Source organism: Bacillus timonensis (genome assembly GCF_000285535.1).
GTDB lineage: Bacteria > Bacillota > Bacilli > Bacillales > Bacillaceae_L > Ferdinandcohnia > Ferdinandcohnia timonensis.
Genome location: NZ_HE610985.1, coordinates 1,399,432 through 1,421,341, shown reverse-complemented (window position 1 = coordinate 1,421,341; position 21,910 = coordinate 1,399,432). Strand labels below are relative to the sequence as shown.

Annotated in this window: 23 protein-coding genes and 2 pseudogenes; 17 read left to right on the top strand and 8 right to left on the bottom strand. The window is 35.4% G+C overall.

The window, feature by feature from the left end; translation table 11 throughout:
• The first annotated feature begins 212 nt into the window (after positions 1–212).
• Entirely contained in the window at positions 213–1,001 is a 789-nt protein-coding gene (locus BTHG_RS07365; RefSeq protein WP_010283539.1) for an enoyl-CoA hydratase, read from the top strand.
• A gap of 365 nt (positions 1,002–1,366) precedes the next feature.
• Here BTHG_RS07365 and BTHG_RS07360 read toward each other — a convergent pair whose 3' ends face one another.
• Complete coding sequence (locus BTHG_RS07360) at positions 1,367–1,549, bottom strand: YhzD family protein (RefSeq protein WP_010283538.1); 183 nt, start codon at positions 1,547–1,549, stop codon at positions 1,367–1,369.
• Positions 1,550–1,711: 162 nt separating this feature from the next.
• Between BTHG_RS07360 and BTHG_RS07355 the strand changes: the two genes are divergently transcribed.
• From BTHG_RS07355 to BTHG_RS24455, 10 genes and pseudogenes are all read left to right on the top strand, one after another.
• On the top strand, positions 1,712–2,611 hold the full coding sequence (locus BTHG_RS07355) for an ABC transporter ATP-binding protein (protein ID WP_010283537.1): 900 nt from the start codon (positions 1,712–1,714) through the stop codon (positions 2,609–2,611).
• The gene (locus tag BTHG_RS07350) at positions 2,604–3,857 is read left to right on the top strand and encodes an ABC transporter permease (RefSeq protein ID WP_010283536.1); all 1,254 of its coding nucleotides are present in this window, start codon (positions 2,604–2,606) and stop codon (positions 3,855–3,857) included. The genes BTHG_RS07355 and BTHG_RS07350 overlap by 8 nt, the downstream gene beginning before the upstream one ends.
• A 194-nt stretch (positions 3,858–4,051) precedes the next feature.
• Positions 4,052–5,284: a metallophosphoesterase family protein gene (locus BTHG_RS07345; protein ID WP_010283535.1), complete on the top strand. Its 1,233-nt coding sequence runs from the start codon at positions 4,052–4,054 to the stop codon at positions 5,282–5,284.
• A gap of 5 nt (positions 5,285–5,289) precedes the next feature.
• The gene (locus BTHG_RS07340) at positions 5,290–6,591 is read left to right on the top strand and encodes an ATP-binding protein (protein WP_026021731.1); all 1,302 of its coding nucleotides are present in this window, start codon (positions 5,290–5,292) and stop codon (positions 6,589–6,591) included.
• Between the two features lie 44 nt (positions 6,592–6,635).
• Positions 6,636–7,898, top strand: a complete 1,263-nt coding sequence (locus BTHG_RS07335) for an AAA family ATPase (RefSeq protein WP_026021730.1) — start codon at positions 6,636–6,638, stop codon at positions 7,896–7,898.
• A gap of 149 nt (positions 7,899–8,047) precedes the next feature.
• Positions 8,048–8,305 (top strand): ATP-binding protein, encoded by a 258-nt coding sequence (locus tag BTHG_RS07330; protein WP_026021729.1) that lies wholly within the window; start codon positions 8,048–8,050, stop codon positions 8,303–8,305.
• A 65-nt stretch (positions 8,306–8,370) separates the two neighbouring features.
• A complete protein-coding gene (gene yhaM / locus BTHG_RS07325) occupies positions 8,371–9,315 on the top strand; it encodes a 3'-5' exoribonuclease YhaM (RefSeq protein ID WP_010283534.1) in 945 nt (314 codons plus the stop codon).
• A 103-nt stretch (positions 9,316–9,418) separates the two neighbouring features.
• The gene (locus tag BTHG_RS07320) at positions 9,419–10,261 is read left to right on the top strand and encodes a hypothetical protein (protein WP_010283533.1); all 843 of its coding nucleotides are present in this window, start codon (positions 9,419–9,421) and stop codon (positions 10,259–10,261) included.
• A gap of 91 nt (positions 10,262–10,352) precedes the next feature.
• Complete coding sequence (locus tag BTHG_RS07315; protein WP_010283532.1) at positions 10,353–10,709, top strand: YtxH domain-containing protein; 357 nt, start codon at positions 10,353–10,355, stop codon at positions 10,707–10,709.
• A 109-nt stretch (positions 10,710–10,818) separates the two neighbouring features.
• Positions 10,819–11,398 (top strand): annotated as a pseudogene (locus tag BTHG_RS24455) (HTH-type transcriptional regulator Hpr).
• Between the two features lie 10 nt (positions 11,399–11,408).
• On the opposite strand, the gene BTHG_RS07305 reads toward BTHG_RS24455, so the two are convergent.
• Positions 11,409–11,750, bottom strand: coding sequence for a DUF1878 family protein (locus BTHG_RS07305; RefSeq protein ID WP_010283529.1), 342 nt, complete (start codon positions 11,748–11,750; stop codon positions 11,409–11,411).
• 246 nt (positions 11,751–11,996) lie between these two features.
• On the opposite strand from BTHG_RS07305, the gene BTHG_RS07300 reads away from it, so the two are divergent.
• Together BTHG_RS07300 and BTHG_RS07295 are read left to right on the top strand one after the other, a co-directional pair.
• Positions 11,997–12,536, top strand: coding sequence for a DUF3267 domain-containing protein (locus tag BTHG_RS07300; protein ID WP_010283528.1), 540 nt, complete (start codon positions 11,997–11,999; stop codon positions 12,534–12,536).
• A gap of 34 nt (positions 12,537–12,570) precedes the next feature.
• A complete protein-coding gene (locus BTHG_RS07295; RefSeq protein ID WP_010283527.1) occupies positions 12,571–12,750 on the top strand; it encodes a hypothetical protein in 180 nt (59 codons plus the stop codon).
• 85 nt (positions 12,751–12,835) lie between these two features.
• Here BTHG_RS07295 and BTHG_RS26170 read toward each other — a convergent pair whose 3' ends face one another.
• Positions 12,836–12,916 (bottom strand): YjcZ family sporulation protein, encoded by an 81-nt coding sequence (locus tag BTHG_RS26170; protein WP_087947064.1) that lies wholly within the window; start codon positions 12,914–12,916, stop codon positions 12,836–12,838.
• Between the two features lie 306 nt (positions 12,917–13,222).
• On the opposite strand from BTHG_RS26170, the gene BTHG_RS07285 reads away from it, so the two are divergent.
• Positions 13,223–14,080, top strand: coding sequence for a peptidylprolyl isomerase (locus BTHG_RS07285; RefSeq protein ID WP_010283526.1), 858 nt, complete (start codon positions 13,223–13,225; stop codon positions 14,078–14,080).
• Positions 14,081–14,129: 49 nt separating this feature from the next.
• Here BTHG_RS07285 and BTHG_RS07280 read toward each other — a convergent pair whose 3' ends face one another.
• From BTHG_RS07280 to BTHG_RS07265, 4 genes are all read right to left on the bottom strand, one after another.
• A complete protein-coding gene (locus BTHG_RS07280; protein WP_010283525.1) occupies positions 14,130–14,327 on the bottom strand; it encodes a sporulation YhaL family protein in 198 nt (65 codons plus the stop codon).
• Between the two features lie 280 nt (positions 14,328–14,607).
• Entirely contained in the window at positions 14,608–15,126 is a 519-nt protein-coding gene (locus BTHG_RS07275; protein WP_010283524.1) for a tryptophan transporter, read from the bottom strand.
• 119 nt (positions 15,127–15,245) lie between these two features.
• Positions 15,246–16,328, bottom strand: a complete 1,083-nt coding sequence (gene serC, locus BTHG_RS07270) for a 3-phosphoserine/phosphohydroxythreonine transaminase (RefSeq protein ID WP_010283523.1) — start codon at positions 16,326–16,328, stop codon at positions 15,246–15,248.
• Between the two features lie 156 nt (positions 16,329–16,484).
• Positions 16,485–16,910, bottom strand: coding sequence for an HIT family protein (locus BTHG_RS07265; protein ID WP_010283522.1), 426 nt, complete (start codon positions 16,908–16,910; stop codon positions 16,485–16,487).
• 819 nt (positions 16,911–17,729) lie between these two features.
• Between BTHG_RS07265 and BTHG_RS07260 the strand changes: the two genes are divergently transcribed.
• The 3 genes and pseudogenes from BTHG_RS07260 (at position 17,730) to BTHG_RS07250 (ending at position 20,613) form a co-directional block, all read left to right on the top strand.
• The gene (locus BTHG_RS07260; protein ID WP_010283521.1) at positions 17,730–18,470 is read left to right on the top strand and encodes an ABC transporter ATP-binding protein; all 741 of its coding nucleotides are present in this window, start codon (positions 17,730–17,732) and stop codon (positions 18,468–18,470) included.
• Positions 18,463–19,688: pseudogene (locus BTHG_RS24450) on the top strand (ABC transporter permease). Before BTHG_RS07260 ends, BTHG_RS24450 begins: the two are co-directional and overlap by 8 nt.
• 193 nt (positions 19,689–19,881) lie before the next feature.
• On the top strand, positions 19,882–20,613 hold the full coding sequence (locus BTHG_RS07250; protein ID WP_010283518.1) for an EcsC family protein: 732 nt from the start codon (positions 19,882–19,884) through the stop codon (positions 20,611–20,613).
• A gap of 19 nt (positions 20,614–20,632) precedes the next feature.
• On the opposite strand, the gene BTHG_RS07245 is transcribed toward BTHG_RS07250, so the two are convergent.
• Entirely contained in the window at positions 20,633–21,832 is a 1,200-nt protein-coding gene (locus tag BTHG_RS07245; RefSeq protein WP_010283517.1) for a M20 family metallopeptidase, read from the bottom strand.
• Between the last annotated feature and the right edge of the window lie 78 nt (positions 21,833–21,910).

The following is a 21,910-nucleotide window of genomic DNA, read 5'->3' as shown; positions in this document are numbered from 1 at the left end:
CGCCTTGTCTGACAAGCGTTCGCAAGACAGTCTGGGAATAGAATTAATAGTTAGATATCCTTAATAATTCGTGTAGACAAAGTCAGCACTGACTTTGTCTACACTCTGTGGTCATCCAAATAATTTTGGATGACCTTATTTTTTTGAAAACGGTTTCTTTTATTTTAATATAATTGTATAATATTAGAAACACCACTTAAGGGGGCTTAATAATGGCAACTGAACAAGTAGAAAAAGTGTTTCTTCATATGGATGAGCGAGTAGCATATCTTACTCTAAATCGCCCGGAGGCACTGAATTCAATGGATGTTGAAATGTTAAACCAAATTTTACATAGTTTAAAAGAGGTAGCTGCCAATGATGAAGTGGATATCCTTGTATTAGCAGGAAGTGGACGCGGATTCTCAGCTGGTGGGGACATTAAAACAATGTTAAACACCACTGATGATACTGCCTTTGCACCTGTAATGGAGCTTATTTCTGAAATAGTGAAAACGCTCTACACAATACCGAAATTAGTTATCAGCGCAATCCATGGACCAGCTGCCGGTCTAGGATTAAGCTTTGCGCTTGGTGCAGATTATATTGTTGCTGATGTACATTCTAGGCTTGCCATGAATTTTATCGGGATCGGCCTAATACCTGATGGAGGTGCACATTTCTTCCTTGAAAAAAGGCTTGGCGAAGCAAGAGCCAAGCATCTGATTTGGGAAGGGAAGCAACTCTCACCAGGGGAAGCATTACACATTGGGTTAATTGATGAAGTTGCAGAAGAAGAATTGCAAACAGCTGTGATTCATAAGTTGAAAAAGTGGAAAAAGAAACCTATTCTTGCCATGATTCAATCGAAATCCATCTATAATCAAATGCACTTACCAGAACTTGAACAAATATTAGAATTAGAAAAACAAGGACAGTATGCAATGAGAAATACACAGGATCACCGTGAAGGAATTCAAGCATTTTTAGAAAAAAGAAAACCGATATTTACTGGAAAATAATGAAGAAAATCCTGCTGAGAAGTCAGCGGGATTTTTTATATCGAAAAAATTAATTACAGTCGATGCTGTCCTATATGCCGTATATGCCTTTTTTGGTTTATCATATATCGTATGTCGATTTGACGATATAGCGTTTATGTCATTTGCGGTATAACATTTATTGTTTCTTGACTTTCCGAAATACCGATTAAGCCGTTTCCGGTATATCATATATCGTATGTCGATTTAACGATATAGCGTTTATGTCATTTGCGGGTATATCATTTATTGTTTTTTGGTTTCGCGATATACCGATTAAGCTGTTTCCGGTATATCATTTGTGTGCCTCAGAATCTAAAAAAGGCACTCTAAGAAAGAGCACCTACCTAACGATGAAACAACACTAATTTTCCTGCAGAACTTGTACAGCGATGTGTCGTTTCTAGATATTTTTTTTCCTTAAGGATTCTTTCACCAGTTGTCTTTGCTTCTTTCTCAGTAGATGCTTCAAATGTTTCTTCAAGTAATTTTTCTCCCGTTTTATCAAAGACAGTTAACACATAATTCATTGATGAACTCCCCCATGAAAAAAGTTAAAAATTCTGATACCTAAAGTGTAGTTGATTCCTAAATTGTACGCAAGAAAAATCATTTTCTTACGTGTTATCATAAAAAATGAAACTTTTTCCTACCTTAATCGTAAAAACAACTGGAGAGAAGGAGGAGTCGATATGGCATTACAGCTAGAAAATGTAACGAAACGATTTGGTAGCTTTACTGCAGTTGACAATCTATCAATCGAAATTCCTGAGCGTGAAATGTTTGGATTTTTAGGAGCGAATGGCGCAGGAAAAACAACAACATTTCGAATGATTCTAGGACTATTAGATGTTAGTGAAGGCCGAATTAGTTGGGATGGGAAAAAAATAAATTATGACACAAGTCATATGATTGGATACCTACCGGAGGAAAGAGGTTTGTATCCAAAAATGAAGGTGCGCGATCAGCTTGTTTACTTAGCCAGATTACGAGGTATGCAAAAACAAGAGATTTTAAAACAAATTGATTACTGGCTAGAGAGATTTAAAGTACCTGAATATGCAACGAAAAAAGTCGAGGAATTATCAAAAGGGAATCAGCAAAAAATACAATTCATTGCTTCTGTCATTCATAATCCAAAGCTACTTATTCTTGATGAACCGTTTAGTGGACTGGATCCTGTGAATGTTGAACTTTTAAAGGACGCAGTGGTGGATTTAAAAAATGCAGGGACATCTATTGTGTTTTCAAGTCACCGAATGGAGCATGTAGAGGAACTATGTGAGCATTTATGTATTATGCATCATGGGAGACCAGTTGTACATGGCTCATTAAAGGAGATTAAGCGGTCCTTTGGAAAGAAAAATGTGATTGTACATGCTGATTTTGATATCAGTCATTTAAAAACCTTAGCAGGAGTAACAAAGGCAAAAGAAACAGCGGAGGGCCTCCATTTACAGGTAGAAAGTGAAGAAATTTCACAAAAAATCCTTGATTCTATTGCGGGAAAAGGGTTTATTCGAAAGTTCGTATTAGAGGAACCTTCCTTAAATGATATATTCATCGAAAAGGTAGGTGCTTCCTATGAATAAGTTTTGGATTATCTTATTTCACACATATGTCAGTAAATTAAAAACGAAATCCTTTATTATCACAACACTTATTACAGCACTCCTTATTGTTGGTCTAGCTAATATTCAATCAATCATTGAAAAATTTGATAAAGATGAAACAAGTCATGTCGCAGTCTTAACTGAGTCTGATGGACTATATCAGGCATATGAACAGGCATTTATAGCCATGTCTAGTGATATCGTCCTCGAAAAAATAGGAGGAACAGAAGAACAAGCACAAGAGCAGGTTAAAGCAGAAGAATTGGATGGATATCTCATTTTGACAGAAACTCCGGAAGGACTTCCACAAGGGGTGTATAAAGCTCCATCCATTACTGATTCTGAAATTACTGGACAACTTGAACAAGCATTACAGCAATTGAAGGTGACAATTGCGACAACAAAAGCAGGGTTATCTGCTGATCAAATTAATGAATTGTATGCTCCTGTTCAATTTGATAGTGTTGCCCTAGAGGAAAATGCAAAATCGGAAGAGGAACTTAATCAAGCTCGTGGTCTGGTTTATGTTCTGTTGTTTGTTATCTATTTTGCGGTTATCATGTACGCAAATATGATTGCGATGGAGGTTGCTACTGAAAAGTCATCCCGTGTTATGGAAATTCTAATTTCAAGTGTTTCTCCAATTAAGCAAATGTTCGGGAAGATTCTCGGAATTGCTTTACTAAGTTTAACTCAATTTGGTGTCATTTTAGCAATTGGATATGCTTCCTTAAAGCAAAGCATGAGTGGAATGGAAGGTGGCTTTTTCGAAGTATTTGGGTTTGGTGACCTACCAGTTTCAACCTTTGTTTACGCTGGGATTTTCTTCATTTTAGGATATTTCCTTTTTGCAACACTAGCTGCTTTCTTAGGTTCACTGGTGAGTCGAATTGAAGATGTTCAACAAATGATTACACCGATGACATTATTAATTGTTGCAGCCTTTATGATTGCAATGTTTGGCCTAACAAAACCTGAATCAACTGTAATTACTATTACTTCATATATTCCGTTTTTTGCACCAATGATCATGTTCTTGCGCGTTGGTATGCTAACCCTCCCAACTTGGGAAATTGCACTATCAATCGGTATCCTAATTCTAACAATCACTCTACTAGCAATATTTGGTGCACGAGTCTACCGTGGAGGAGTCCTTATGTACGGCAAATCATCCTCCTTCAAAGACATCAAAAAAGCCCTGCAATTAACGAAAAATGATAAATAAGGTACCAGAGGGACGGTTCTTCTGGTTCCAATTTAACCGAGGGATATTTTCCCTCGGTTTTTTACCTTTAAAGACTCCTCATATTATGTACAAAAGAACCTGATAAGTTAATCAAAAAAGTTCATAAAATAAGAACGTGCATTCGTATAATGGAGATGTTAGAATAAAGGTAAATAATCAATAGGAGTGTTGAAATGGATTCACTCACTTTTTTACATATCGCCGATTTACATTTGGATAGCCCTTTTTCAGGGCTAACAAATCTACCATCAAATATTTTTAAGCGTGCACAAAATAGTACTTTTACATCCTTTACTAGACTAATAAACATTGCGATTGAACAAAAGGTTGATTTTGTTATCATCGCTGGTGATTTATTCGACGGAGAAGACCGGAGTCTCCGTGCCCAATCACGGTTCCGAAGGGAAATGGAACGACTTCATGAACATGAAATAGAAGCATTTGTCATCCACGGAAATCATGATCATCTTGGGGGGAACTGGCCATATTTTGAATGGCCAAGCAATGTCCATGTGTTTCAAAATGAAGATGTAGATGTCATTACTTATCTAAAAAATGGAGATACAGTTGCAAACATATACGGGTTTAGCTACACGAAAAAGGCCGTCATCGAAAATAAAACCACATCCTATGAAAAAAAAGGAGAAGCCCCGTTTCACATAGGTATTTTACATGGTAGTAAGGAAGGAGAAAGTGCTCATAGTCGTTATGCTCCTTTCTTGTTATCCGAGCTCCAGCAAAAAGGATTTGACTACTGGGCTCTAGGACATATTCACACAAGAGAAGTCCTTTCTGAAGACCCTCCTATTATTTATCCTGGTAATATTCAAGGTCGACATAAAAAGGAAACAGGGGAAAAAGGAGGATATTTAGTAAAGCTTTCAAAAGCCCAAGCAAACTATACTTTTTTTCCTACAGCGGACCTTATCTGGGAAAACACAACTATCGACATATCCGAGCTTACTAGTTTTGACCAACTCGTCGACATATCACTTTCCCATCTCAATCTCCTCCGTAAGGAAAACCAAGGGTTATTTGTAACAATTGAGTATTCAGGAACTGGGCCACTTCACAACCAGCTACAGGAAAACGCAATAAAAGAAGATCTCCTATCTGTTTTAAATGATGATTTAGACAGGAATAACTTTGTTTATGTTGTTGGATTTAAACAAAATATACAATTCGAAATCAATCGAGAAAAGTTAAAGGAAGATTCTCATTTTATAGGTGATTTATTAGAAAAAATGGAGACTTATGGGGACTTTGAACAAGCACTACTCCCATTACGGAACCATCAAAGTTTTCGAAGATATATAGACAGTTTTACAAAAGAAGAATTAAAGGAAATTCTTCATGATGCGGAAAGCATCATCCTTCGGGAACTCTATTATTCCAACAGGAGGTGAAAATTATGAGAATCATTGGCATTCAGATTTACGGATATGGAAAACTAGAAAATTTAGAGCTAGTACATCTGTCTCCAACTCTTCAGGTGTTTTTTGGTCAAAATGAAGCCGGGAAATCAACACTTATGTCATTTATCCATAGCATTTTGTTTGGGTTTCCTACGAAACAACAAAATGAACAACGCTATATCCCTAAAATAGGTGCAAAATATGGTGGTAAGCTCATTCTCCAAACAAATGAATGTGAAACAATTATGATTGAAAGATTGCCAGGAAAAGCGACAGGCGATGTATCTGTTTATATGCCAGATGGCACAGTCAAAGGGGAAGAGTTTATTTCAGAGCTTTTCCAAGGGATGGATAAAAATCTATACCAAAATATATACTCCTTTAATATTCATGGTCTTCAAGGCGTACATAATTTAAAGAGTGAGGATGTAGGAAGATATTTATTTTCTGCAGGAACCGTTGGAACAGACGCTTTATTAGAACTTCAAAATAAATTAACAAAGGAAATGGACAGCTTATTTAAACCAAAAGGAAAGAATCCTCTCCTAAATACCGAGCTCATTCGACTTAAGGATGATCATACAAAAGTTGTAAAATGGCAGGAAAAAAACAACGAATATGAGGAATTGTTAGATGAAAGGCATCGAATTGAAAATGAACTGTGGAACCTTGATTCAAGAAAACAATACCTAAAGGACAAAATTCAAGAATCAGAAAAACTTCAATCGATTCAGCCACTTTTAGATGAATATCAAACCCAAAGAAATCTCTTAAATGGGCTACCTGTATTTGAGCCATTCCCAGAGAATGGATTGAGACGTTACGAACAACTACAAGCACAGCTTAAGCCATATGAAGCACAAGTAGCAGCCCTAGGAGAACAAGTGAAAAAATTGGATAAAGAAAAGAACGAAATCCAATTATCAACCCCATATCTAGAAAATGAACAACAAATACTTGAATTAATTGAAAATAATAGCCTTTATATTGAAAAACAGGACAGAATACAATTCGTAGCAAGAGAACTTCAACAGGTGGAAGATGAACTAAAACAACTTAAGGATCGAATAAATTTTGCCTTACCTGAATCAGAGTTTTATAAATTAAACCTTAGTATTGCTGTAAAAGATATATTTTCCGAAATTGTATCTGATACCGCACGGCATAAACAACAGAAGAATTTCTTAGATGATAGCTTTACCCAAGCAAAAGAAGCATTAGAAAATACAGAACAAAAGATAAAAGACTTAAGGAAACAAGTTCTTTCAGAAGATGAACGAAAACAATTTGAAAAATAAAAGGCGATTATACTGCGAAAGAAAGTAAAGAAAAAGAAAAGAGAATGATTGAGGAAGAGGTAAAAAGAATCAATCAAAAAATCCAAAGGGTTAAAGCAAAGGAATCGGAAAATCAGGCTAAGCTTACTCGTTTATTTTATGGAATTACCCTGGCGTTACTTATTACTTCAATTTATTTTTATATTACAAAAGAATGGATAACTGGTGGAATAGTTACAATTATAGCCCTTTTTCTTCTTCCTATTGGAAAAAGGACGGCCTCTCAGATATCTTCCTCAATCATGAAGGAACTTCAGGAAGATAAAGAAAGATTACTGAAAAAGCTAGAGGTTATACAAGAGCAAATTATGGAAAGCCACAGCTCGGATGATGAAGATATAACTAAAAAGCTATTACGTGATCAACATGTAAGGCAACAGATTGAGATTGAAACTGCCACACTTCTTCAAAATGAACGGGCATATGAAAAAGTTCTCATGGGCTTTGAGGAATGGGAAAAGTCGGGGGTTTCTATAGAGGAAAGAGCTGTAAACATAAAAAAAACATATGGACTGCCATTTCAAATTTCCAATGAACGATTATTGGATGCATTTCAAATTCTTGAGGCTATCAAGGATAGAGCACTAAATAAACAAAAACTTTCCGAAATAAAAGAGGAACTTCTAAATGAAGTTTCCAACTTCAATACGAAAGTCAATACAGTTGCAAAACAGGTGAATTTTTTAAATGAAGGACCCAATAAAATTAACCAAATCGCTTTCCGTTTAAAGGAAGAAAAAAAGAAATACGAACAGCTTTTACAAATTGAAGCAAAATTAAAGGATTCAAATGAACAAATTTCAAAGCTTTCGTTTGAGATAGACTATCTTCAAAAAGAATGCAGGGTACTATGGCAAATCGCAGAAGTTTCGAATGAAGAGGCTTTTAGGGCAAAGGGACAAGCGAATGCTACTGCAAAAGAACTTTTGGAACGAATGAATCTTCTTAATGCACAACTTGAGCGTTTTGGAGAGTTGGTCAATAATTGTAATCTTGAAAGGAATTATGTAAATCATATTGAGGAAATGTCGGGTGAAATCACTAAACTTAATGCAACTGAAAAAGAGAGGCTAAGTCAGCTGTCGGCTATCAACCACCGCCTACATGAACTTGAAGAAGGTGGAAGTTATGCGGATGCCCTCCATACCTATGAGGCAGGTAAATCTATAATAAAAACCATGCAAAAAACTGGGCAACACTTGCAGTCGCGAAAGATATCTTATCTAAGACAGTTGAGCAGTATCGTAAGCTCCGACTTCCAAAAGTAGTCGAGAGAGCTGAACATTATTTTTCGGTACTCACGGATGAGAGGTACAAAAGAATCTACCTCGACAAAGAAGAAGATGGTTTTATTGTTGAAGATGAAAATGGGGTTCGTTTTAAGCCGAATGAACTTAGCCAGGCGACCTCTGAACAATTGTATATTTCGTTACGATTTTCACTTGCTAAAACGATGCACCCAAATCAATCCTATCCATTTATCATTGATGATAGCTTTGTAAATTTTGATTCATACCGATTATCAAGTGTAATTTCATTAATCAAAGAATTATCTAAGGAAAATCAGGTTCTATTATTCACCTGTCATCAACATGTTGTGGAAGGATTTGGAGAGGTCGAACTCGTTAATTTAGGGAAAGAAGTAATAAAAGAAAGTCACAAAAGTGTGCTATAATTTTTGATAGAAATTGAGAACTTTTAATAGATACATTAGCAAATAGTCACACAGGGGGAGAAAATATGGTAAAGGGTATCGTTCATTATGATGTCGGACAGCAAGTTGATGTGTATTTGTTTATTAAATCATCAACCAAGGGGATAGCAAGTAATGGAAAACCATTCTTAACTATCGTTTTTCAGGATAAGAGCGGAGAAATTGAGGCAAAACTTTGGGATGCGACTTCTGAAGATGAAGCTAATTATGCTGCTCAAAAAATTGTAAGACTTGCAGGCGAAATTAATAGTTATCGTGGTCGAAACCAGCTTAAAATTCGAAATATCCGCCCTGTTACAGATTTAGATGGGGTTACAATATCAGATTTTCTCGAAGTTGCACCTATACCTCAGGATGAAATGTCATCAAAAATTACACAATATATTTTTGAAATGAAAAATTCAAATATCCAGCGAATTACTAGGCATTTATTGAAAAAGCATCAAGCTGCCTTTTTCGAATATCCGGCTGCAACTAAAAACCATCATGAATTCGTTTCTGGCCTTGCCTATCATGTTGTCTCAATGTTGGATTTAGCAAAAGCAATCTCCAACCTTTATCCGTCTCTTGATACGGATTTATTATACTCAGGAATCATTCTACATGATCTAGGGAAGGTAAAAGAGTTATCAGGTCCTATTTCAACAACATATACAATAGAAGGGAACTTATTAGGCCATATTTCTATCATGGTTAATGAAATTGGACAAGCAGCGAAAGAACTTGGTATCGAGGGAGAAGAAGTTACCGTATTGCAGCATATCATTCTTAGCCATCATGGTAAGGCTGAATGGGGTAGCCCTAAACCCCCAATGATTAAAGAAGCAGAAATTCTTCATTATATCGATAATCTTGATGCTAAAATGAACATGTTAGATCGTGCATTGGAACGCGTGAAACCAGGTGAATTTTCAGAACGCGTCTTTGCATTGGATAATCGAAGCTTTTATAAGCCAAACTTTCAAAGTTAAATTCATGATAAACTCGACTCTTTTTTTATTAGAGTCGAGTTTTTTTTATTAATAGAATCTCTATATTATTGGAAAGCTATGTAAAAAAAAGAGGTACTGAAAAATGGTAAGAATAATACTTCTACTTTTTCTTTTTTTATATTCCACAAACCTTGCAACCGTCGAGGCAACAACTCAATATGATGAGAAAGATAGCCCATTAAGTTTTAAAGTTGAAATGGTTCCATGGGATATCGTCAATGAGATTCTTCCGCGAAAATCCTTCTTTACAATTATAGATGTTGAAACGGGTCTTCAATTTCGTGTACAAAGAAGGGCAGGTAGCAGACATGCAGATGTTCAACCACTTACAATTGAGGATACGAAAGTCATGAAAAAAATCTACAATGGAAAGTGGAGCTGGAAGCGGAGAGCAATCATCGTGAAATATGGTGATCAAATGATAGCTGCCTCCATGCATGGAATGCCACATGGCGCTGGTGCATTAAAGAATGGTTTTCCTGGTCATTTTTGTGTGCATTTTTTAGGTAGCACCACCCACCGTTCAAACGAACCTGATTTAGCTCATAAACTGATGTTACTAAAGGCTGGTGGTAAGTTAGATGAATATGTTAGCAATGCAGACCCGTACCACCTGATTGAAATATTTGCAACGGGAGTTAATCAAAAGGACAGGAAGATAATAAAACTAACTTTTCTCCCACAATCAAAAAATAAGAAGCTGTACAAAACATTGGACCAAATAACGATATTTTCGATTACAAATATCTCTTATTTACCATTAAGTGATTTAAAAGGTCTCTTAAGTATGGAAATTCCAGTAGAAGTTGAAATATATCGAGAGAAACAAGGGAGAGAGCGGAAACAGCTTGTTTTTATTCTTGTACGTAACAGTATGGTTGACCGTTGGTATATCCAACAAAAAGAATTGCAAAAAGAGCTTTAATATTGTAAAAAATATGAAATTGTAAAAAGGAATTTTTTAGTTTTTGTTGAATTCTGTAAATAATGGTTTTGATTTGGAGTGATTAAATAAGATGTCAACAAAATCTCTATTTTATGGTGTATTAATTGGTAGTGTAATCGTTGGTATGTCTGTCCTTTTAACTGCGCCTACCTCTGGCAAAGATTTTAGAAGGACTTTAAAAAATAATCAAAAAATGCTTTCAAGTACCTTGTCTCAAGTTGTTACTGAAGGGAAGTTACTAACAAATCAGGTTTCAAAGTCAACTAGTCTTGCGATGAATACAATCACAAAAGTATCTAGCGATGTTAAACAATCACTGAATCAGTGGAAACACGAAATAGAAAATAATCAAAAAAATATACAAAAAGAGCTTTTAACAATTGAAAACGCTTTAGAAAAGTTAGAAAAAGCGGTTACAACCAAGTGATATCAAAATTTTTTCACCTAATTTAAAAATTTTGTAAATTTACATCTTTATTAATTTTTATTTTATTGGCATAATAGTAATAAGAGAAAATAGAAAAGTGGGTGAATCTATGAAACATGAAGAAAAAATGGCCTCCATCAAAGAAGCGCTCCTTTTTAGTCAAAGAATCGCACAACTTAGTAAGGCATTATGGAAATCTATTGAAAAGGACTGGCAACAATGGATCAAGCCTTATGACTTAAATATTAATGAACATCATATTATTTGGATAGCTTATCATTTGAAAGGTGCTTCTATTTCAGAGATTGCTAAGTTTGGAGTTATGCATGTTTCGACTGCATTTAACTTTTCTAAAAAGTTAGAAGAACGTGGACTACTACAATTTTCAAAAAAAGGAAAACGATAAGCGTAACACGTATATCGAATTGACTCCAAAAGGAGAAGAAATCTTTTTAAAAATAGTTGAAGCCTACAATCCTAGTAAAAATGGAGTATTGGAAGGGGCACTACCACTAAAAAACCTTTATGGAAAGTTTCCGGAGATTGTTGAAGTAATGAGCATTGTCCGCAATATTTATGGTGATGATTATATGGAAATTTTTGAAAAGTCCTTTAAGAATATCGAAGAAGATTTTATAGAGGTAGATGGCAAGCTTTACAAACGAGTGGAAGAGAAAATTGAGATGTAATGAACGTGCCTTATTTAATTATGTCAATAATCCCTTTAAACTCGTTCATTAAAGGGGTATATTTTCTTTCTTTTGCTAAAGCGTTAATGGTTGTTCTTGGATCTAAACTTGGATGAAGCATTCCTACAAATTGAGTTAAAAGCGGTGTGAAACTAATTAATCCCTCCGCTTTTTGTATTTTGTATTCTTTGCTCAGTTCTTCACAAGTGTTAAACAATTGTTCAACCTCTCTTTTCGTTAATTTTGCTTCCATAATTAACTTATAAAAAGGGGAGAGCTTATCATCCAAGAGTTTCAGAATTAACGTCTGATAGTACTCCAGCCTCTCTAAACGCTCTTCAATGGTTTCCATTTTTAACACTCCAAATTTTTAAAGATGTGCAAACTTCTTCTTATATATAACATGCCCCAAAAACTCGAAAAAAGTCGAAAAAGCATGTATTTTATCGTTCTTTTGGATACCTATTGCAATTTTTTTAGAAACACAGTAAAGTAGTTTAGTAAGTTTAGAGTATCTAAATTACAAATGAATTTTTTACTTCAGTTTGGATATGACTTCCAATAATTTACTTCTAATGATTGCGGATGGTGATTTTGTATGACTTGCTGGAAAACCATTAATCTTTCAAAGGATTATGGATTCCATCGAATTCTTTTGATATCCTTGATATCAATGTTCATAGCATTTATTCTCTTTTACTTACCAATGAATTTAATGTATTCTTCAATTGAATTAAAAGAAAATGGATCAATTTACTTTTTATTAGCATTATTGCTGATTTATCCACTACATGCAACACTGCATGTTTTACCGTTCTGGTTGACTGGAAAGAAGCTAAAAGTAACATTTAAATGGGTTTCAGGAATCATTCCGGTCATTACTACTCGTTCGAAAAGTTCACTTTCAAAACCATTTATTATCCTGGTTATGGGTACACCATTTTTATTTGTTACGGCTCTTATGCTAGTTGCTTGTATTGTTTTTCCAGGATATATTCATTATTTTTCGATAATTGCTGCGGTGAATTTTGGATTATGTGTACCCGATTTGATACATTTAGGACAGTTTATAAAGGCACCAAGGTCCTGTACAGTTGAAGAAATAGAGGATGGCTATGATATCTTAATTCATAAGTAAACTTCATAGTTGATTTTAGATGGGGGGATTAGGATTGATCTTATTTTATATTCCGTTTGCTGCTTTTATTTTGTTTTATATTAATCAAATGACTTACCGGCTTTGTGAGCAAAAAGAAATTCCTGATGACCGCCAGCCAAAAGTATATCGGACAATCAATATATTAATTACAATTTTACTAATTTCCTCCTATGTGGAGGTCCTGTTTACGTAAAAAAGGATGACCGGAATAGGTCATCCTTTTTCTTGTTGGTAAACATGATTTCATGTTTACACGTAATGCTATGCAAGAGCATTTTTTAGAACCAAGCAGCACCAACGATAACTAATAGGATGAATAACACAACGATTAGCGCAAATCCACCTGCGTATCCGCTCATACTAACACCTCCATTTTTCTTCATACGGTATTTTATGCGAGATCATTTGTGAACGAATAGGCGTTTGTCTCGCCTATTGGAAATCTTTTTCACAACTAACTGAAGTTTTGAACCTTTAAAGGCAATAGCCTTTTATTCAGTTCACTATATCCTATTCGCAAAAAGCCTATATGACTGTGCGAATGTCCCATTTTTTAAATAACTTTAAAGAAAATGTTTTCTTTCTTTTTTAAAAGTATGTTATAGTAATTTTTGTAGCCTTGGACAAACCATAGATAAAAAATGTATACAGTAGGAGAGTGTGTTATGAAGAAATCAATAATTGCTCTAACGGCAGCTGTAGGAATTTTTGGCCTAAGTGCATGTAACAATGCCAATGATTCAACAGTGCTAGTTGAAACAAAAGCAGGAAATGTGACAAAAGATGAATTATATAATGCCATGAAGGATCAAGCGGGTGCTGTCATCCTAAAAGATTTAGTTTATACAAAAGTGTTGTCTGAGAAATATGAAGTAACTGATAAAGAATTAGATGCAAAATACGATGAAATGCAAGCAAGTTTAGGTGCTCAATTTGATGCAATTGTTGAGCAAAATGGTGAAGATTTCGTTCGTGAACTTCTTAAATCTGACATGCTAAAGGAAAAAGCAGCAATGGATGAAATTGAAGTAAAAGAAGGCGAAGTTATTAAGGCTAGCCATATTTTAGTACAAGTTCCACAAGAGGCAACAGAAGAACAAAAAGCAGAAGCTAAAAAGAAAATTGATGAAGCTAAGAAAAAGCTTGATAACGGAGAAAAGTTTGAAGATGTTGCAAAAGAATACTCTGACGATGGTTCCGCTCAAAATGGTGGGGACTTAGGCTGGTTTGGAAAAGGACGTATGGTGCCTGAATTTGAAGAAGCAGCATTTGCTCTTAAAGAAGGCGAAGTAAGTGATATTGTTGAATCACAATATGGTTATCATATTATTAAAGTAACAGGTACAGTAGAAAACTTCGATAAGAAGAAGCAAGAAGAAAAAGATGAAATACGTAGAGCGTTGCTTCAAGCAGATCAAACAGCTCTTCAAAATGCTTTAGATAAAGCAATCGATAATGCAGATGTAAAAGTAAAAGATAAAGAATTTAAAGACTTATTTAAAACTGAAGCTGCAGCAGAATAATGGAAAAGGACCGTTTTTTGACGAAACGGTCCTTTTATTATGTGCTTTTTTACATAGCCTCTGGCTTATTCACATGCTTTGAGCGTTTTTCTCTTTCGCTGTTCATGCGTTCGATATATACATTACCTTCCTGCTCAATATAAGAGTCTTCAATTTTCTTTTCCTCTTTAGTTGTTCGAATCACCATATATGCACTAAAAAGGACTCCAAATAATGCTACATATACAAACCAAGGTACAGATAACATCGCATTCACTCCTTGTCCACTCTTTTACTTCTACTATATGATGAAAAGTAACTAGATATCACTTAAATTCATAGATTTTTGATGGAGAAGGGGGGAGCAAAACTGTAATCACGTGATTCTGTAGTCGTTACTTTGGTTCTATCAACTTTACTTTGGATTCTATCGATTTTCTTTTCTAACTTTCCGTTTTATTTCATGTCTATCGATGATAGCTAAATTCACAAAAAACGGACAGAAAAAAGGGTGCCCGACACATGGTTGGACACCCCGTAAATCTTGATTATGCACTAACTGTAAAATTTGTACGTCTAATAATTTGTTGTGCAACTGGATAAATAATCGCCATTGCAATTGTACCCATTACAGTTGCTGGGATTACTACAGTAACGAACAATCCGATGAATGTTCCAGGTAGCCCAGCTATGATAAGTGCAGTGTTTAAGAAAACAAATCCAGAAACTAAAATTCCTACTGCAGTAATAGCACATACCATTACTAGTGATTGAGTCTTCTTTCTAACAACCACGAACATGCCATAAAATACAAATGCTGATACTAATTTATCGACAGGGTTTGCAATTTGACCACCTGGGAAAGTCGTTGTCAATGCAGAAATCAGACCGCCGACAATCGCAACAAGCAAAACGTATTTCTTTTCAGGAAATAACATAATTCCTAAAAACATGAAGATCAACAACAAGTCGGGCTTCATTCCTAGGTAAATTCCCGGCATAACTGTGTGCAGAACAGCACCCATTCCAACTAATAATGCTAAAAATACTAAAACCTTTGTATTCATTTCTCATCTCTCCTCAGCTTTTCTAAGCTATATTTTTGGATTTTCCAATAGTGCACTCATTGCCTATTGCAAAAATCTTACCTTTTATTATATCAGACTATTAACCTACTTTAAAGTTTTTAATTTTCTGATTTAAAGACTTCCATAAATGAAGCTAGTGCTTCAACAGACTCATAAGGAACTGCATTGTAGATAGATGCACGGCAGCCACCGATTGAGCGATGTCCATTTAAGCCAATAAATCCTTTTTCTTTTGCTTGTGTTAAAAACTTTTTCGTTAACTCTTCATTAGGAAGTGTGTACGATACGTTCATAATAGAACGGCTGCCTGTCTTGGCATGTGCTTTATAGAAACCATCTGAATCATCGATTGTATTGTATAAAAGTGCAGCTTTTTCGTTGTTCTTCGCTTCAATCGCAGGCACACCACCTTGTTGCTTCACCCAATCAAGAACTAGTGAAAGCATGTAAATTGAAAAAGTTGGCGGTGTATTATAAAGAGAATTTGATTTTACATGGGTATTGTAATCCAACATGGTTGGTAAATTACTATTTCCTTGTTTTAACAGGGAATCTTTTATAATCGCAACTGTTACCCCAGATGGTCCAAGATTTTTTTGAGCACCTGCATATATCATATCAAATTGATTAATATTTATTTCTCTGCTTAAAATGTCACTAGACATATCTGCGATTAATGGAACATTCTCATATGTTGGGTATGTTTCCCATTGTGTACCATAAATTGTATTGTTAGAAGTAATGTGAACATATGCAGAGTTAATAGAGTGATTGGTAACATCTATTTCAGGGATATAACTGTATTTTTCCTCTTTACTTGTTGCGAGTACATGTGTCTCTCCATGTTTATTTGCTTCATCAAGTGCTTTTTGGGACCAAGAACCCGTTAAAATGTAATCTGCAGTTTTTCCTGGCGTTAAGAAATTCATTGGAATCATTGAAAATTGTAGACTTGCGCCACCTTGTAAAAATAATACATGATAGTCATCAGGAATGCGTAATAGGGATCGTAAATCAGATATAGCTTGTTGATGGACTTGATCATATTCTTTACTGCGATGGCTTAGTTCCATTACAGACATGCCTGTTCCTTTAAAATTGAGTAGTTCGGCTTGTGCACGGTTCAGTACTTCAAGTGGTAGTGCAGAAGGACCGGCATTAAAGTTGTAAGCTCGTTGCATAGTAACTCCTCCTATTTTATCGCTTTACATGGTTAAAATTTTGTATGTCTTATCTTATCATGTTTTCCCGAAAAATAGCGTGAAATTTTTCGAAAAAAAGCGAAAAAACAAATTTAAAAAGAAAAAAGGCAAGACGTATAGTCATGCCTAGATAAATCAGTTTTGAATTGCTTTTGATATACTTGAAGCGATATTTTGTAAATCCTCGCCTGAATATTGATTTTCGTGTGACTTCCAAACAATTCCAAATCCGTCGCCTTTTCCGTAACGTGGAATCAGGTGAAGGTGGAAGTGGAAGACCGATTGTCCAGCTTGTTCTCCATTGTTTTGTAAAAGGTTCAATCCAATAGGATTGAATTCTTTTTTTATTGCATTTGCAATAGATGGCACAGCTTCAAAAATATTTTGGGCAATTTCAGGAGTAAGCTCAAATACGTTTTCTTTATGTACTTTTGGAATTACGAGAGTATGTCCTTTGGAAACTTGGCTAATGTCTAAGAAGGCAAATACGTGTTCATTTTCAAAGACTTTTGCACTTGGAATTTCTCCATTAATGATTTTACAAAAAATACAATCACTCATTTTGTCCATTCCTTTCAAAATCACTATTTAAAATTATTTTATCATATGTTGTAAAGATGTAAAAATTTTCATATTTCATTTACGTCTTGGTGGGTCGTGATAAATGGTATACCGAAAACGCCATAAATGGAATATCGCTAAGCTGAGAAAACGATAAATGGTATACCGGAAAAAAAGTACATAAACGGAACATCCTGTATTAGCGTGGTGTAAACAAGAAACAGGATGCAATCGCAAAGGATGCATCCTGTTCTTGAAGAAGGCTTTTGTTATAGGTTAAGGGTATCTTTGATAAACACCTCATTTTTTTAGGAATGAATGTCTTTATCTAATGGAGTGAGTCTATTCCGTGGTTCAAGCGGACCATCCCCTTGTCTGTTGTTTATAAGTTAATACAACTTATAAAGCGACTAGGTAGCCTTTAACAAACACCTCATTTGCAAAATAATGTTATTTTGTTAGCGGTAATTTGTTTAGAACTCACATTCTCTCACATTTCCCAAAGTAACCATCCCCTTATAACAGTTTAAAAAGCTGTCGTCTAAAACAAGGATATTGTCTTTAACAAACACCTCATCTCAGGTAGATGATTAACATCAAGGCTTTTTTCTTGCCCTCTTCAAAAATTAGTATGGCCGTTTCAAATGGTTATATACAATCTTTTTAACTATGTAAAATTGGCAATTTTTGATATGATAAAAAGAAAAGCAAAAGGCGTCCTCAAATCGGCGACAGCTTAAGAGTAGCAAGCTGATGGCACCTGGAGCTAGATTTCAAAAAATACGTAAAATCTTTGAATGGGTAAGAAGGGAGCTTTACATGGCACTATTAGAGATACAAAATCTAACAGGTGGATATACAAAAAATCCAGTTTTAAAGGATGTTTCCTTCCAAGTCAAGCAAAATGAAATCGTAGGCTTAATCGGCTTAAATGGTGCTGGGAAAAGTACAACCATAAAGCATATCATCGGACTGATGGATCCGAAAAATGGGTCTATTCGAATCAATGGGAAGACGATTCAGGAGGACATGGAAGCCTATCGCTCGATGTTTAGTTTAATCCCTGAAACACCGATTCTTTATGATGAACTAACTCTTTATGAACATTTGGAATTAACAGCAATGGCCTATGGACTTGATAAAAGAGTGTTTGAAGAAAGGGTTCAACCATTATTGAAGGAATTTCGTATGGAAAAAAAGGTAAAATTCTTCCCGTCTCATTTCTCAAAGGGAATGAAGCAAAAAGTTATGATTATGTGTGCCTTCCTTGTTGAGCCTGACCTATACATCATTGATGAGCCTTTTGTAGGACTTGATCCACTGGGAATCCAATCTTTACTTGAATTAATGAACAAAATGAAAAATCAAGGTGCTGGCATTTTAATGTCGACACATATTTTAGCAACAGCTGAAAGATATTGTGATTCCTTTATTATTTTACATAACGGAAAGGTAAAGGCTTCAGGAACTTTGGAGGATCTCCGTGACCAATTCAAAATGGAGAATGCTACACTGGATGATATTTATATCAGCCTGACAAAGGAAGAAGAAAATGATTGATATCAAAGAATTATGGAGTAAGCGCCAAGCCCAACATTTTAAGGAAATTAATCGTTATTTACGTTATATGTTAAATGACCATCTGCTGATTGCACTTCTATTTCTAGGAGGGGGAGGGGCGTACTACTACAATTATTGGCTACAAGATGTGCCAAAAGATTTTCCATACGCTATTATTATTGGGCTTGTTTTAGGAATCATTTTAACTGGTAGTCGTGTCCAAACTTTGTTAAAAGAAGCTGACCTTGTTTTCTTATTACCAATTGAAAAAAACTAACATCTTATTTTCAGAAGGCTTTTTGGTATAGTCTTTTCTCACAGATTTATTTGTTATTAATCGTTTTTGCAGTTGCAGCTCCTTTGTATCTTGCTGTAACAGATAAAACCTTCTCATCTTTATTTGCAATCTTTGTGATTGTTCTTTTTTGTAAAGCATGGAATCTTCTAATGACCTGGTTTACACAACATTATTCGGAAAGCTCAACCTATCACACAGATATCGCAATTCGGCTTGTATTGAATGTCATATTAATGTATTTATTGTTTTCAGGTGCATCCATTCTTTTTATCAGCTGTATAGTTGTAATCATGATTGGGTTACTTCTTTATTTTCATAAAGCAGTCGAGAATAAGGGGCTAAAATGGAATTTGTTAATTGAGTTAGAAGCGAAAAGAATGCTGACATTTTACCGGATAGCAAATTTATTTACTGATGTTCCAAAGCTAAAAGAACGAGTGAAGAAACGTCCATGGCTTAATTGGGTTACGGGTTTTATTTCATACTCGAAAAAAAATACATTCCGCTATCTGTACATGCGCACCTTTTTGCGAACTAGTGATTACCTAGGAATGTATGTGAGGTTAACTATCATAGGCGGATTGCTGATTTATTTTGTACCTTTTCTTTATGGAAAAGCGTTTGTGATGATTTTATTTTTATACTTAACTGGCTACCAGCTCATTACACTATGGAGGCATCATAGCCTGAAAATATGGGTTCGTATGTATCCAATCAGCGAAGCTACAAAGCTTTCATCTTATTTACAGTTATTATTTCAATTGCTTGTTGTCCAATGTGTTGTCTTTACGGTCATCGTACTAGCTGCTGAAATGTTGACTTCAGTCATCTTATTAGTAGCAAGTCTAGTGTTCATCTATCTATTTGTGTTTGTTTATACAAAGGGGAAAGTACAAAAGCTTGAAAGGATGTATGGCTGAACAATGAAACCTTTCCCTCCTTTTTTCCGTATTACTTTTACTTAGTGGATAAAAACCTTCTGAGTAAAGGTAAAGCCTTTGGTGGATGCCACAGCTTTTTTAATGAAACGTTTTCGAGCAAACTCAAAAAAACTGGGCGAAAATACGCCAAGGCGCATTTGATTCAAATAAACAAAAGGAAGGGGAGAGGTCCATGAACGATCCGTATTTGGTAACGGTGGAAGAGGAATTATTTCAATGGCGTAAAAAGCTAATCAAGAAGTCAAATATGCTTCAACGTGTATCCAAAAAAGCGCAAACTAAAGTAAATGAAATGATACCTGAGAAGGCCCACTCTGTGATTACAGAAAGCATTAAAAAAATGGTTCAGGCTACATTGGTTGGATCGGAATATACAACCAAAGGAAACTATCCGAATGGTATGACGTTACAGGTTAAGGAAAAATTAATTGAAGATAAGTTAACAGTTTATCGACGAACTGCAGCCGCAGAAGGAGCAGGAACAGGTGCAGGTGGTTTTCTTTTGTCCTTAGCTGATTTTCCACTGCTTCTCTCGATAAAGATGAAGTTTTTATTTGATGTTGCTGCGATTCATGGATTTGATACGAAAAAATATGAAGAACGGCTTTTCTTGTTATATGTGTTTCAATTAGCATTTTCAAGTGATGAACAAAAAAAGAAAACATTTGAGATAATTGAGAATTGGGAAGAAAAGAAACAAAAGCTTGTGGAATTAGATTGGAAAGTGTTTCAGCAAGAATACCGTGATTATATTGATTTCGTAAAAATGCTTCAATTACTTCCGGGTGTAGGAGCAGTTGTTGGTGCCTATGCAAATTGTAATTTGCTTGACCATTTAGGTGAAGTTGCAAAAAATTGTTATCGAATACGAATCTTAAGAAGTGAAAAAGGAAGGATGCTGTGAGAACAACATCCTTCTTTTTTTATACAGCTGCTTCTTCAGATTTTTGTACGGATAGATATTCTAAGGTTGCAGTGCCTAGTGTTTTAGCGGCAATGAGCATTGCTTTTTCATCAATATCGAATTTGGGATGATGATGTGGGTAGGCATTCGCCTCATTAGCTGGCATTGCACCTGTAAAGAAAAAGCTTCCCGGTACGTACTGTAAATAATAAGCGAAATCTTCACCACCCATTTGTGGAGCAGCTTCTGTTACCTTTGATAAATCAGTTACGTTTTCAGCTGCTTTTACAAGAAAATCAGTCTCTTGCTTATGATTGACCACAGCAGGGTATCCTCGGTGGTAAGCATAGGTATATGTTGAATCAGTTGCTATACATGTACCTTTCACGATCCGTTCAATTTCTGTTTCAATTTGACTTCTAACATCTTCACTAAAAGTTCGAACTGTACCTTGAAGTTTTGCAGTGTTTGCGATGACATTAAATGGGTTTTCCGCAATAAAAGAACCAAGTGAAACAACTGCTGATTCAATTGGATCAACTCGTCTGCTCACAATTTGCTGTAAATTCATAACAAGCTGAGATCCAATTACAATGGCATCTTTTGTTGTATGTGGATGTGCTCCATGTCCCCCTGAACCCTGAATGTTAATTTCGAACCGGTCAGCAGCAGCCATGATTGGTCCTACACGGTATTCAATTGTACCAGTAGGCGTTGTAGCCCATAAATGTGTACCGAAAATAACGTCTACACCTTCAAGACAGCCATCTTCAATCATAGCTATTGCACCACCAGGAGCGAACTCCTCGGCGTGTTGGTGAATGAGGACTACAGTTCCTGTGAGTTTATCCTTCATTTCATGTAGGGCTTTTGCTAATACAAGTAAGGTAGCTGTATGCCCGTCATGCCCACAAGCATGCATGACACCTGGGACAGTTGATTTATAAGGAACATCCTTTTCATCTTGAATTGGTAAGGCATCGAAATCGGCACGTAATGCTACTGTCGGACCTGGTGCGCTACCGTAGATTTTTGCTACGATACCATTTCCACCTACATTTGTGCGTACTTCGATTCCTAACTTTTTATAGTAATTTGCGATGTATTCAGCTGTTTTATATTCTTTGAAAGAAACTTCTGGATGTTGATGTAAGTAACGCCGAATATCAACCATTTCAGGGTACTTTTTATCTAACGATTCATATAGATTATGTAACATTTCCTGTTCTCCCCTTTACTTTGTAATACGAATAAATTATATCATGAATATTTGGATTATATTGTTTTTTTGCATGAA